Annotated in this window: 13 protein-coding genes; 4 read left to right on the top strand and 9 right to left on the bottom strand. The window is 53.8% G+C overall.

Features of this window, described 5'->3' with window-relative positions:
- From glmS to VFO10_RS29145, 4 genes are all read left to right on the top strand, one after another.
- Positions 1-1,833, top strand: coding sequence for a glutamine--fructose-6-phosphate transaminase (isomerizing) (gene glmS / locus VFO10_RS29160; RefSeq protein WP_325145554.1), 1,833 nt, complete (start codon positions 1-3; stop codon positions 1,831-1,833).
- Positions 1,834-1,837: 4 nt separating this feature from the next.
- On the top strand, positions 1,838-3,985 hold the full coding sequence (locus VFO10_RS29155) for an ATP-dependent helicase (RefSeq protein ID WP_325145553.1): 2,148 nt from the start codon (positions 1,838-1,840) through the stop codon (positions 3,983-3,985).
- 73 nt (positions 3,986-4,058) lie between these two features.
- Positions 4,059-4,325, top strand: coding sequence for a septum formation initiator family protein (locus VFO10_RS29150; RefSeq protein WP_325145552.1), 267 nt, complete (start codon positions 4,059-4,061; stop codon positions 4,323-4,325).
- A 14-nt stretch (positions 4,326-4,339) separates the two neighbouring features.
- Positions 4,340-5,515, top strand: a complete 1,176-nt coding sequence (locus VFO10_RS29145) for a hypothetical protein (protein WP_325145551.1) — start codon at positions 4,340-4,342, stop codon at positions 5,513-5,515.
- A gap of 54 nt (positions 5,516-5,569) precedes the next feature.
- Here VFO10_RS29145 and VFO10_RS29140 read toward each other — a convergent pair whose 3' ends face one another.
- The 9 genes from VFO10_RS29140 to rplU form a co-directional block, all read right to left on the bottom strand.
- The gene (locus VFO10_RS29140; RefSeq protein ID WP_325145550.1) at positions 5,570-5,995 is read right to left on the bottom strand and encodes a TraR/DksA family transcriptional regulator; all 426 of its coding nucleotides are present in this window, start codon (positions 5,993-5,995) and stop codon (positions 5,570-5,572) included.
- A 100-nt stretch (positions 5,996-6,095) separates the two neighbouring features.
- Entirely contained in the window at positions 6,096-8,801 is a 2,706-nt protein-coding gene (gene mutS, locus VFO10_RS29135) for a DNA mismatch repair protein MutS (RefSeq protein WP_325145549.1), read from the bottom strand.
- Positions 8,795-9,460, bottom strand: a complete 666-nt coding sequence (locus VFO10_RS29130) for a hypothetical protein (protein WP_325145548.1) — start codon at positions 9,458-9,460, stop codon at positions 8,795-8,797. The genes mutS and VFO10_RS29130 overlap by 7 nt, the downstream gene beginning before the upstream one ends.
- A gap of 131 nt (positions 9,461-9,591) precedes the next feature.
- Positions 9,592-10,050 (bottom strand): 23S rRNA (pseudouridine(1915)-N(3))-methyltransferase RlmH, encoded by a 459-nt coding sequence (locus VFO10_RS29125; protein WP_325145547.1) that lies wholly within the window; start codon positions 10,048-10,050, stop codon positions 9,592-9,594.
- A 6-nt stretch (positions 10,051-10,056) separates the two neighbouring features.
- Entirely contained in the window at positions 10,057-10,401 is a 345-nt protein-coding gene (gene rsfS, locus VFO10_RS29120; protein WP_325145546.1) for a ribosome silencing factor, read from the bottom strand.
- A 9-nt stretch (positions 10,402-10,410) separates the two neighbouring features.
- Positions 10,411-11,103, bottom strand: coding sequence for a nicotinate-nicotinamide nucleotide adenylyltransferase (locus VFO10_RS29115; RefSeq protein ID WP_325145545.1), 693 nt, complete (start codon positions 11,101-11,103; stop codon positions 10,411-10,413).
- The gene (obgE, locus tag VFO10_RS29110) at positions 11,093-12,214 is read right to left on the bottom strand and encodes a GTPase ObgE (RefSeq protein ID WP_325145544.1); all 1,122 of its coding nucleotides are present in this window, start codon (positions 12,212-12,214) and stop codon (positions 11,093-11,095) included. The genes VFO10_RS29115 and obgE overlap by 11 nt, the downstream gene beginning before the upstream one ends.
- A 178-nt stretch (positions 12,215-12,392) precedes the next feature.
- Positions 12,393-12,644: a 50S ribosomal protein L27 gene (gene rpmA, locus VFO10_RS29105; protein ID WP_325145543.1), complete on the bottom strand. Its 252-nt coding sequence runs from the start codon at positions 12,642-12,644 to the stop codon at positions 12,393-12,395.
- A gap of 25 nt (positions 12,645-12,669) precedes the next feature.
- Positions 12,670-12,981 (bottom strand): 50S ribosomal protein L21, encoded by a 312-nt coding sequence (gene rplU / locus VFO10_RS29100; RefSeq protein WP_325145542.1) that lies wholly within the window; start codon positions 12,979-12,981, stop codon positions 12,670-12,672.
- Positions 12,982-13,146 lie beyond the last annotated feature (165 nt).

The raw sequence follows: 13,146 nt of genomic DNA, 5'->3' as shown, positions 1-13,146 counted from the left end.
ATGTGCGGAATTATCGGTTATATCGGCTCGCGGAGCTGTTTGGACATCGTTTTTGATGGGCTAAAGCGCCTGGAATATCGCGGTTATGATTCCGCCGGAATTGCAGTGTTGCACGATAGCCACATCTCCATCACCAAGGAAGCAGGAAAGATCGACAACCTGAAACCTGTGCTGACCCAACTTCCGGCCGCCGCACAGATCGGGATCGGTCATACCCGTTGGGCCACGCATGGAACGCCGACCAAGGAAAACGCGCATCCGCATCTTTCCGATCGTCTGGCCCTGATTCATAACGGGATCATTGAAAACTACCGCGAGCTGAAAGAGGAGCTGCAGAAGAAAGGCGTGATCTTCCGCTCGGAAACCGATACGGAAGTGGTCGCGCATCTTTTGGGTCAGGAGCTGAAGGCCGGCACGCATCCGCGTGATGCCCTTATGCGCGTGATCAAACGTCTGGAAGGCGCTTTTTCCCTGGCTTTGATCACCGATCAGGATGATCAGCACATTTATCTCGCAAAGCAGGGTTCGCCGCTTGTGATCGGCCTCGGTCAGGGCGAGAATTTCTTCGGCAGCGACATCACCGCCTTTGTCAGCTACACGCAAAAAGCCGTGTTTCTGCATGATGGTGAATGCGCCTCGGTGGGGCGCAATGAAGTGAAGCTTTGGGACCGCGAAGGTCAGGAGCTTCCTTTGAAAACGACTTTCCTTCAATGGTCGCCAGGCAGCGCGGACAAGCAGGGTTATCGTCATTACATGCTGAAGGAAATCCATGAGCAGCCCCGCGTGATTTCCAAAACCACCCAGGCTTTCGCGCACGAGGGTGTTTTGAATCATGAGGCCCTCGGCGTGAATAGTATTCAGCTGGACAAGGTGAAGAGCATTCATATCGTGGCCTGCGGTACCGCGTATTATGCGGGTATGGTGGCCAAATATTTTATGGAACCGGCGCTCGGCATTCCTGTGAACGTGGAACTCGCGAGTGAATTCCGCTACCGTGATCCCCTACTGATGGGTCAGGGCCAAACGCTGGTGATGGCGATTTCCCAGTCCGGTGAAACGGCTGATACTTTGGCTTCATTGAAACTGGCCAAGGAAAAAGGCTGCCAGATCTTTAGCATCTGTAACGTCGCCTATTCCTCGATTGTACGTGAAAGTCACGGCAGCATTCTGATGCATGCCGGCCCGGAAATCGGCGTGGCTTCGACCAAGGCTTTCACCTCGCAGGTTCTTTGCGCCTATCTTTGGAGCATGGCCGCTGCGGAAAAACTGGGTCGTCTGAGCGCTCAGGAGAAGGAAAAACAGCTGGCGGAACTCAAAAGCCTTCCCCTCTATATGGACCAGGCTTTGAATGCCGAGGAACATATCGCAGAGTTGGCGAACGCACTTTACGAATATCCAAACTTCCTTTTCGTCGGTCGTGGGCCTAATTCCATCATCGCCCTGGAAGGCGCTTTGAAGCTGAAAGAGATCTCCTATATTCATGCCGAAGGCTACGCCGCTGGCGAGCTGAAGCATGGACCGATCGCTTTGATCGACAAGCACATGCCGATCGTCGCGATCGCTCCACATGATTCCTATTATGAGAAAACGCTGAGCAACATCGAAGAGATTCGCGCGCGTGAAGGTCTTGTGATTGGAATCGGTGATGAAAAGGATCAGCGTCTGCGCGCCCTGAGCCAGATGTATATTCCCACACCGAAAATGCAGAATCCTTATTTCCAAGCTATTTTGGCAACGGTTGCCGTTCAGTTCCTCGCCTATTATATTGCAATCAAGCGCGGGACTGATGTGGATCAGCCACGCAACCTGGCCAAATCTGTGACCGTTGAGTGAGTGAATGAGTCTTCTTCTCGAGTCCTTGAATCAAGTGCAGAAAGCGGCCTGTCTCCATCGGGACGGGCCTTTGGTTGTATTCGCAGGAGCCGGCAGCGGCAAGACCCGCATCATCACCACGCGGATTGCGTGGCTGATCGAGCAGGGCGTCCTGCCCTGGGAAATCCTGGCTGTAACCTTCACCAACAAGGCCGCCGAGGAGATGAAACACCGGGCCGAGGCTTTGACGCCCGAAGCCCGGCGCTGTCTTGTCACAACCTTTCACTCCGCCTGTGCCCGCTGGCTTCGCGAGTTCGCGCCCGAGCTGGGCTTTGATTCCAACTTCAGTATTTACGACGATGCCGACAGCAGCAAGGCTCTGAAGAATATTCTGAAGGAAATGGTGCCCAAGGGCGATCTGCCGACGCTGGTGAATGAAATGAAAAGCTTCATTCACTATGCGAAGACCGCCGGTCTTTTTCCACACGAAGCCGAGCAGCTCGCCATTCAGAATCCGACGCTGGTTCCAACCGGCGGCGTCCAGGTTTACCGGCGCTATCAGGAGTATCTGCAGCAGAGCAACGCCATGGACTTTGGCGATCTTCTTCTCAACCTGCTTTTGCTTCTCCGCACCAACAAAAAAGTGCGCGGCGTTTTGAGTCAGCGTTACCGTTACATCATGGTCGATGAGTTTCAGGATACCAACCGCACACAGTTTGAAATCATCCAGATCCTGAGCGAGCAGCATCGAAACCTCATGGTTGTCGGTGATGACGATCAGTCCATCTACAGCTGGCGCGGCGCGACGCCGTCGAATATCATCGACTTTCATCAGACCTATCCGGAAGCCAAACGCGTGGCCTTGGAGCAAAACTACCGCTGCACTGGCAACATTGTAAACGCGGCGAGCAAGCTCGTGGCCAACAACAAACGCCGGGCACCCAAGACTCTTTTCACCGAGGCGGAAGCGGGCGAGCCGATCGAAGTGCATCTGGAAGCCGATGGGGAAATGGAAGCCTATTGGATCGCCGATCGCATCCAGAGCGAAAGGCGTCAGTTTCCTTACGATGACATTGCCATCTTCTATCGCACCAACAGTCAGTCGCGTTCGCTTGAAGAAGCTCTACGGCGGCATAAGATTCCATACACCATCTTCGGCGCCGTGGAATTCTATGAGCGTCTTGAGATCAAGGATCTGCTCGCGTATCTGCGTCTTCTTTTGAACGACAGTGACAACATGAGCTTCCTTCGCGTCATCAATGTCCCGACGCGGGGCGTGGGTGACAAGGCCGTGGAACAGATCGAGCAGTATGCACGCGCGAATAACCTGACTCTGATGCAGGCCGCACGCATGCTGGCCACCACACCCAAGGTCGGTCCCAAGTTGAAATACTTTGTGGATCTGATCGCGGCTCTGCGCATTGATATTCTGAATGCACCCCTGAAGGATGCGATTAAAATTCTTTTGGAAGCGCTCGAATATCCCGACTATCTGAAAAAGAAGTACCCCGATCAGTATCTCGACAAGATCGACAACATTCAGGAATTGGCGGCTGCGCTTGCGGAATTTCAAAAGAAAAACCCCGAAGCCAAGCTTGATGACTGGATGCAGACCATTTCCCTTGTTCGCGAGGATCCCAACGAACAGGACGTCGTCGGGGTTTCCATGATGACCCTTCACATGGCCAAAGGTCTGGAATTTCCCCGGGTCTATATCGCGGGCCTTGAGGATGGGCTGCTGCCGCACAAAAATAGTGCGGACGATCACACCATGGTCGAAGAGGAGCGCCGCCTTCTTTATGTGGGGATTACGCGGGCCAAGGTGAAACTGTCCCTCTCCTGTGCCAAGCGTCGGCGCACGTATAACGCCGAAACCATGAATCCACCTTCACGCTTTTTGCAGGAAATCCCAAAAGAGTATGTGAAGTTCTCCATGAAGGCCGAGGAGGCGTTCAACCCCCAGCCAGCCGCAGGCGCCTATTCCTACGATTACGAGGATGCGGGCGAACCCATTCTGAAGGGCAGCAAGGTCTATCACCCCACCTACGGGCATGGTGTGGTGGAAGGCTTTGACCAGCATCTGGGCCAGAACAAGGCCATCGTCCGTTTCCGCGAGTTTGGGTTCCGCAAAATCCGTCCCAGTCAGCTGCAGAGTCTGGGCGAGCAGGACTGAATCCCAGGGGGCGTACCGCCCCTTTCCCCCTTTATGATACAATAGGCTCATCGCTCTTCATCCCGAGGTTCGCATGGGCGTTCGTATCGTCTTTTGCCTGACGCTGACTGTGCTCATGATCGGCACGCTGCGCGGCGAAGTCTCGATCATGGATTACTTCAAGCTTCGAAAAAGTCTGACTGTTCTGGAAGGAACTGTGGATAAGCTCAAAGCCGACAATCTGGATTTGAGCGAAGAAATCCGGAAGATCAAAAGCTCGCCCGCTTACGCGCGGAAGGTCCTGCGCGATAAATATCATGTCACAGACGCGAACGAGAAGATCATCTTCTTCGCTGATTGAACGGAGGTCCGGAAATGCAAAGGATTGCGACCTTGATGGGTTCCGCCTGGCTCTTGACAGCCTGTGGTGGTACAAACTTCAACGCTTTCTTTACCTCGGAAGAGCAGAAGAAAGCCCAGGACCAGCTGCGCATTGAGGCTCAATACGAGTACGATCAAGGCAACAACGACAAGGCCCTTGAAATCACCGGTCAGATCCTGAAGATGAATCCTTATGAAGAAAAAACCCTGATCCTCCGCTCCTATGCGTTCCTGAGCAAGGCGGGTCTGGATGCTTTCAGCCTTTCCAAAAACCTGATTGATCAGGCCGATAATAAAGACACGAGCAGCACCACGGGTGACAAGACCTCAGACAACCTGAATCAGCTCGCAGACGTCATTGGCCTCAGCGACGCTGATTTCGACGAGCTGGGTACGAAAAACACCAGCACGCTCACGACTCTTTATTATCCGAAGACCCGGGCTGCAGCGCGTGAATCCCTGAGCGAAATCATCTCAAATATTGGCAATGCGGTGGATACGCTGTGCCCCATTATTCAGGCCGGCGCTCCCAAGGATTCCACCAAGGATCCTCGGCATGAATGTGAGGCCAGCCCTCTTGAACTGCAGGGCCGCGCACAGTCGCACTTCGCCTGGGCGCTTGCGCATCTGGGTGAAGCGATCGCATTCTATTCGGTTGTGCTCTATGATGACGGGACCGTTGGTGCGGACGGAAAACCACTGGGCGCCAATCTTCAGCGAGTGTCTGCGAGCCTGAATCCAAACGGTGATGTGAACACGTTCCTGACAGAGCTTACCGCTTTGACGAACGCCATCAATGCCATCTTCCCTACGGGTGATGCGGCAGCTGCCGATTCCATGCTGAACGCCATGTTCAACGACATGAAGGTCACCAGTCTTTCATTTGCAGCGATGGGCGGCGTGCCTGATTCCGTGACGAAATCCATCGACGAATCCATCACCAACCTGGAAGCGAAAATCGCGAAGATATCGTCGTCCACAGATAGCGGTGCAACGTCGGATGCCGCGAAGCAGAATGCAGCTGTGCGGAACGCTTTGACAACGCAGATGGCCGATCAGCTGAATACCAAGATCACGGCTTTGCCTCCGGAACAGAAAACCCAGGCCTGCGAACTTTATAAGTCGATCAACTCGGATCCCGCGAAAAGGCCTACAGGCTGTCCCCCCTAAGCGGACAACGGGAGAACCAACAAAAAAGCCGGGTTGCCCCGGCTTTTTTCGTTTCTACAGTTCGTCCTCGTCACCGACACCACGGCCGGTCTTTTTCATTCGCTCCAGCTGCTCTTTGTATTTCACACTGTGGCGACACCAGGGGCGCACTTCGAGACGACGCTTGGGAATGGGTTCACCCGTTCCTTCGCAGTAGCCATATTCGCCGGTTTTGATTTTTTCCAGCGCATGATCGATTTCACCGAGGAGTTTCCGGTCACGATCAAGGAGTTTGAATGTCAAATTCTGTTCGGTGGTGGCGGAAGCCAAATCCACTTCGTCCAGCATTTCATTCTTATCCAGCTCTATATTTCCAGCCTTCACGAGTTGAGCGGATTTCTCAAGGAGTTTGCCTCTTTCTTCCAGCAACAAGGCGCGGAAGCGTTCGAGCTCCTCTCGTGACAGGAATTCGTGATTGTCTATTGGGTCGTGCGTGGCCATTCACATCATTCCTTTTTCTGAGCGGTCAAAGTCGATGTCTTCTACCGAAGCCCAAACTAGATAACAAATAGTAATTTCTTTGATTCAGGAATTCAAGACATTAGCACAGGTTCGGCGCTTCGGGGAAGAGCGAACCCTGATCTTTTTGTTCCAAATAACCCTTCAATTCATCGAGTATCGTCAACGCCTGGATTGGCGTGGTCTTAAGGATATTCGTACGTTCGAGCCGTTCCAGAATACGCTGCAGAGCGACGCCATGAGCGTGAGAAGGCGGCGCCTTAACGTCCTCAAAGGCAAGCTCCAACGGCGGCAGGGACGGGACTTTCGTGTCAGGAAGGCGCTTTTTCGGCGCTTCCTTCTCCGACCAAAGCTCGGGTTCCGTCATAAGCTGCCTGGCCCGTGCAATAATACTCGCAGGTATTCCGGCTATTTTTGCCACATCCACACCAAACGAACTGCCGCTGGCACCATCTATCAAACGATGTGTGAAGCAAATCGCATCCTCCTCCTCCTGCACCTCAACCTGAGCGATTTTCAGGCTCGGAAATTCAGCGGAGAACGGCACCAGCTCATGGTAGTGGGTTGCGAAGAGAGTATAACAGTGGACTTTCTTTGCAATGTGTTCCAGGATCGCGGCCGCTATGGCCAGACCATCCTGCGTCGAAGTTCCACGACCCACCTCATCCAAAATGACGAGACTACGATCGGTGGCCTGCCGCAGAATGGTGGCCGCTTCCGACATCTCAACCATAAAGGTTGATTGTCCACGCGACAGGTCATCCGCAGCACCCACCCGGGTGAATATTCTATCAAAGAGCGGTAAACTGGCTTCGGCAGCCGGTACAAAACTGCCGATTTGATGCAAAATCGCGGCCAATGCCGTCTGCCGCATGACAGTCGATTTACCCGCCATGTTTGGGCCGGTAATCAGCATCTGTCTCTGCTGATTCGTAAGCTGGACATCGTTCGGCATGAAAGCCTGGGTTCCTACCCAGCGCTCCACAACAGGATGACGACAGGCCTTCAAACGTAAAGACCCATCTTTAGCCATTTTTGGGCGTACATAATTATCCTGAAGAGCCTTCCGCGCAAAGCTTTGATAGACATCAAGTCGCGCCAGTCCTTCCGCGACCCTTCGCAACTCTTCCTGCTGTCCGGCGAGTTTATGCAAAAATTCCTGATAGAGTTTTTGCTCGCGATGAACAGCTTCTTCGGTCGCAGCAGCCAGCGTTTCACCAAGAGCTTCCAGCTCCAGGGTCACGAATCTCTCGTTGTTTACCATAGTCTGGCGCCGAATAAAACCCGTAGGAACCTTGGCTAGATTGGCCTTGGTGATTTCAATCAGAAGTCCATACGACTTGTGCTCTTTAATTTTAAGACTGCTGATACCGGTTTCCTGCCTAAGCTTCTGCTCGTAGGCATCAATCTGCTCCTGCCCGTGCCGGGACAGCCCGCGCAGTCTATCCAGTTCAGCGTCGTATCCTTCCACAAACACGTCCAAACTTCCAAGCGCCGCCGGGAGCGGTGCCAGAGCAGCTTCCATATCTCTGGTAAATGTGGCAGCCAGTTCGAGGTTGCGCTTGATATCACCCCATTCGAGGCCCTTCAAATTCATCGCAAGATCGGCCAGCTGTAAACTCGCCTCCAAACTTTTTTGAATTTGAAGGAGGTCAGGCGGCTGCGCTTTTCCAGACAGCACGCGGGTTGTAAGACGGTCCAGGTCACTGCAGTTTTTCAAAAGCACCTGCATGATGCCCAAGGTTTCCGCGCCCGACTGCAGAAGACTTTGCACTGCTTCCTGACGTTCATGAATCATGACAGGATTCAAAAAGGGTCGCGCCAGGTCATGACGCAAAAGCCGGGCACCCATCGGCGTGCGGGTTGCGTTGATCTCTTTGAAAAGGCTGCCCTCGGTATCCCGACGCCGTGCTGTTTCAAAAAGCTCCAGATCGCGCCGCACGGTTTCATCCAGCTGCATACGATCCGCTTCGCGCAAAGGCCGAATGACGAGAAACTGTACCGTTCTTTTATGCAGATCATGTAAATACTGCAAAACCGAGGCAACCAAGGCCTCGCCTCCGGGCACGGTCCCGCACGGGAGGGTCGTAAGATCGTTCGTGGCGAACTGATCGTGAATGAGTTTCAGCTGAGCGCCTTTGTCTCTCAACAAGGCTTCCGAAAGCTGACCGAAACTGAGGGGCCCGCGCGACATATAATTGCGGATACGTTCCTTCAGTTCATCCTGCATGAAGCGCCGGCATACAAGTTCCTTCGGCTGCAGAATATCCAGCCAGCCGCTCAATTCATCGGGCTGAACCGCACCCAGTCGGAATTCGCCGGTGGAAATATCCAGAGCGGCCAAGGCCCACTGTTTGTCGCTCGGATTTTCATGAAGAGCGACAAGGTAGTTGGGTTGATCCGCTTCCAGACCTTCGAGTTCGTCGATGGATCCGGGTGTCATGACCTGGGAAATATCACGCCGTACAAGGCCCTTGGCTTCCGCAGGATCTTCCATCTGATCGGCGATAGCCACGCGATAGCCGAGCTTCAAAAGCTTCAGCCAGTAGCCTTTTACCGAATGATGGGGCACCCCACAGAAAGGTATGCGTTGTTTATCACCACGCTCCCGACTCGTTAAAACAAGGTCAAGGATCGGTGCGACTTCTTCCGCATCTTCACCAAAAACCTCGTAAAAATCACCCATCCGGAAAAAGAGGATGGCATCCGCTGCTTTCTGCTTCAGTTCAAAGACCTGGCGCATCATCGGCGTCAGTTGTTGCAACTCTTCAGCGGTGATATTCAGCATGCAGGGTCCTTTCCAGGGCGAAAAGCCGAAGCCAGGGTATAAAATTCAACCTCAACCTGCGGAAAGCAGGCCGCCAGTTCACTCAGGGTGTGCCCGGTGGTGACAACGTCATCCACGATCAGCACTTTCAACCTGGCGCTCCGCAAAGGAGTCGGTCTATACGGTTCAAAATACGAAGCATCATAAAGTTTTTGCCGGCTTCTGAATACCCCTCGTCTTTGCGAATGCGTGCGCAAAGCCTGCTTCCGCCAACGAAAGCTGAGCGCCCGAGGGGGCGGGCAAACCAAAAGGCCGGCGTGACGGGCGAGACCCTCCGCCAGCATGGAAGCCAGATCCAGACTGCCGCGCCAACGGCTCCAGAGGCTCGATGGTGCCGGCATGATGACATCGGAGCGGCCCAGGGCTTCCTGCAGCAGTGGGCAGCGCAAACTACGTCTGACCAGCGCTGGCCCTATGCGACGAAAACCCTGACTTTTGCAGGCCAAAACGCAGTCCCGTCCAATGCCACGATAAGCATAGGAACTCAAAACGATACCGTTCGTCGAGGGTAATTTACAAAAACGCCGCTCGCCCACAAGCTCCGCCTCGCGCAGAGCCTCGTCACAAACCGCACAGAAATCCGAGCGACACACGCGGAAACACAGAACGCAAAAATTCACGGCCCACCCCCTGGCCTCTCCTTTACGGAAAGTTGAAGGGTGGGTCCAGGGACATGAGCTTTCGCCAGGTCGGAGTCCTAGCCGGCGTCATCTCGTGCGAGACAGCAGCCCTGAGACTTCAACCCCACTCATTATTCGTGATGATAAGGCGTCCCGCGCAGAATGCTCGCCGCCCGATAAATCTGTTCCCAGACCATGACCCAGGCCAGGTCACTGGGAAAAACGCCTTTTGACAGGCGCCAGACAAAATCCGCCTGCTGGCGCAAGTCGTCAGAAATGCCATAAGGACCACCAATCACAAAACTCAGGGATTTCGTGTGGCCAAGGTCCATTTTGCTTTGAATGAATTGAGCGAGTTCAGGCGAGCTGAGATCCTTGCCGCGCTCATCCAGAACCACCACAGCCTGGTGCGGATCTTCCGTCATTCCCAGCTTGCTCTGCAGTTCCTTGCCGGCCCTCTCGGATCCGGCGGCGCGTACGATGTGCTCCTCGATCTTCCAAATGGGCTTCAGACGTTTGGCGAACATTTCCGCCAGCTCTTCATAGGCGGCATGAGCCGGCTTGCCCACTTTGATGATCTGGATCTTCATGATGCTTCAATCGAAAAAGGTGGTTTCCGCATTGGGCCACAGGCGTTCCAGCGCATAGTAATCACGGATCGAATCCAAAAAGATGTGGACCATGGTGTGACCATAATCCATCAGGATCCAGTGACCGGTTTGCTTGCCTTCAATGGCCAGGGGTTTTCCGGCGTTTTTGGTCCGCAAAACTTCTTCGATATGTCCGGCGATCGCCTGGGTCTGGCGCTCATTGCTGCCCGAGCAGATCACCTGAAAATCGCAAAGACTCGACTTGCCTTCGATCTTCTGCACCGCGATGCGGGTGGCTTTTTTATCGGCGGCAGCGCCTGCGATTAATTTAATGACGTCCATGGATTCCATAGTGGCCTCTCACTTTGTATAAATCCCGTGCCGCTGTATATAACTGGCAACTTCGGGAACCAACCAGTCTTTTTTCATAAAAGCAGCGGAATCTTTGCGTACATCACGACTGGCAGCTTCGGATACACTGCCAGCCAAAAGATAAATATGGGTCCCCAGTTCCCGGAAACGAAGACGCTCAGGTCCCACGGGATCCAGATGCAAACCAAGCCGGGACGCCAGCATTTCAAGGGCATCTTTCAACGAACGGTCCTGGCCGCGACTCACCACGACAAGGTCAGCGAGCTTTAGGATATCCTGGGGCTCCCGCCAGTCCGCAAACTGCTCCAGCTGATCCTGTCCAATCAAAAGCGCCCAGGTTTTCCCGGGAAATTTCTCATGACAGGCGCGCAGAGTCTGAACGGTATAATTCGGGGCGGGCAGGCGTGTTTCAATATCGGTGAGAACGGCCGCTCCGCTCTGCAAATCCTCCGCAAAATTCAGCTGACACATCTCCAGCCGCTGGGCAAACGATGCGCCCGGCGCCTTATGCTTATTCGCCGCTCCCGCCGGAGCCGGAGCCACGGAAATCCAAACCTGACTGCCTGGAAACAGCGCGCGCGTGCGTCCCACGAGCCGTTGATGTCCGACATGCGGGGGATCAAAGGTGCCGCCGTAAAAAATCACCGACGGCGGGGAACGCTCCTGGGCCTCAGATACCAAAATCCTGATCCTCGCTTGCGCGTGACATCCAGACATAGCCTTCATCTTCAGCGCGCTTGGGGGCTGTTGGTGTTTCGACGACTTCCACCTTCTGCCTTTCTTCCTGCACCAGATTCCAAACACGGCGTTTGAAATCATTGACGCCGTCGCGGGCCACTGCGGAAAGACGGAGAACTTCGAGGCCGCGCTCTTTCAAAGGCGCTTCCACCGTGTCCCAATCAAAGTCCTCGGGCGCGATATCGCTCTTCGTCAGAGCGATCAGATGCTTTTTATTGGCAAGGCTTTCACTGAAAGAGCGCAGCTCATTTTCCAGCGTTTCATAGGCATCAAGAGGAGGCATTTCATCCAGGGCGAAAGGATCGATCACATAGACAACGACCTTCGTGCGCTCCAGATGCCGCAGAAATTCATGACCCAGGCCCTTGCCTTCGCTTGCGCCTTCGATCAAACCGGGAATATCCGCGGCCACAAAACTCGCGTTGCCCCATTCATCCATTTCGGGAACGGCCACAACACCAAGCTGGGGAATCAAAGTCGTAAAGGGATAATCCGCGATCTTGGGACGAGCCGCACTGATGCTGCTCAGAAGCGTGGATTTTCCCGCGTTGGGAAAGCCGGCAAAACCCACATCCGCAATCAGCTTCAATTCCAGGCGCAATTCCATCTCGACGCCTTCACCACCATTGGTGCTTTCGTGCGGAGCCTGGTGCGTTGCGGAAAGAAAGCGAATGTTGCCAAGACCACGCTTGCCGCCCGGTGCGAGACAAATTCTTTGTCCGTCTTCGAGTACTTCTGCGACGAGCTTGCCTGTCTCGGCATTGTAAGCCTGCGTTCCGACCGGAACGGGAATCTCAAGATCCTCACCGTTACGACCCGTGCAGTTATTGGTGCCGCCTTTGGCTCCATTTTCCGCTGCGTAACGCCGCCGATAGTAGAGTCCACTCAGACTGTTCAGCTGAGCTTTGCCCACGAGATAAACGCTGCCGCCGAAGCCGCCATCACCACCATCGGGTCCAAGTTTGGGCGCATTTTTGGCCGACTTAAAGCTGACCATACCCGGTCCGCCATCGCCAGAACGCACGGTTATTTCTGTTTCATCAACGAATGCCACAACTTGGCCCTCCGCATAGGGGGATACTTTTCAGGCTTGATTCCAATTGCAGGCGTGAAGGTGGGGAAGAATCAACAATCATCCTGCTCTGGCTCGTGCTTATACCGCTGAAGCCGAGAGAGGTCAAATTCGAACGTGTCAGAAGGTGAGAAATAACACGTTCGAATTTCGCTTAATCTCAGACTGGAACGACGCTGACTCTTTTGCGTTTCGAAGAGGTGTTGAATTCAACTTTGCCATCAACGAGAGCAAACAGAGTGTAGTCCTTGCCAGTTCCCACGTTGTTACCAGCGTGGAACGTACTGCCAACCTGACGGACGATAATGCTACCGGCCGTGATGGTTTCGCCGCCGTATACTTTTACGCCGCGATATTGGGGATTGGAGTCGCGGCCGTTCTTTGTACTACCGCCAGCTTTCTTGTGAGCCATGACGTTTACTCCTTGTTAGGGTCGCTTAGGATTTGATGCCGCTGATTTCAAGAACCGTAACCGGTTGCTTGTGACCGCGGGTGCGCTTGTAGTCTTTACGGCGTTTGAATTTACCGATCAGAACCTTCTTATTGAAAGTCTGGGTTTTCACCACAGCTTCAATGCTCGCACCGCTAACGAAAGGAGCGCCAAGCTTGGTCTTGTCTCCACCTACCAGCAAAATGTTAGAAAAGCTGACTTTGTCGCCTTCTTTTTTGCCTTCCAGAAAATCGACGGTAATTTGATCGCCTTGGCTAACACGGTACTGATGGCCGCCAGCTTGGAAAACGGCAAACATGAATATCTCCTTCCGATTCATCCGGGTTTGAACCACCCGAAAAGGTCTATCTATCGAGCTTAAACCTATTCAAAGAATAGGGATCCTAGCGAACTGAGGCTAGAGAGCGTCACATAATCTTAAATCAGCCCCTCGCTGTCAATAACAATTCACCTGAAATCCGCA

Origin of the sequence: Oligoflexus sp., assembly GCF_035712445.1 — a bacterium.
In the GTDB taxonomy this organism is placed as follows: Bacteria; Bdellovibrionota_B; Oligoflexia; order Oligoflexales; family Oligoflexaceae; genus Oligoflexus.
Note: the sequence above shows the minus strand (reverse complement) of the source record. Positions and strands in the feature narration are given on the sequence as shown.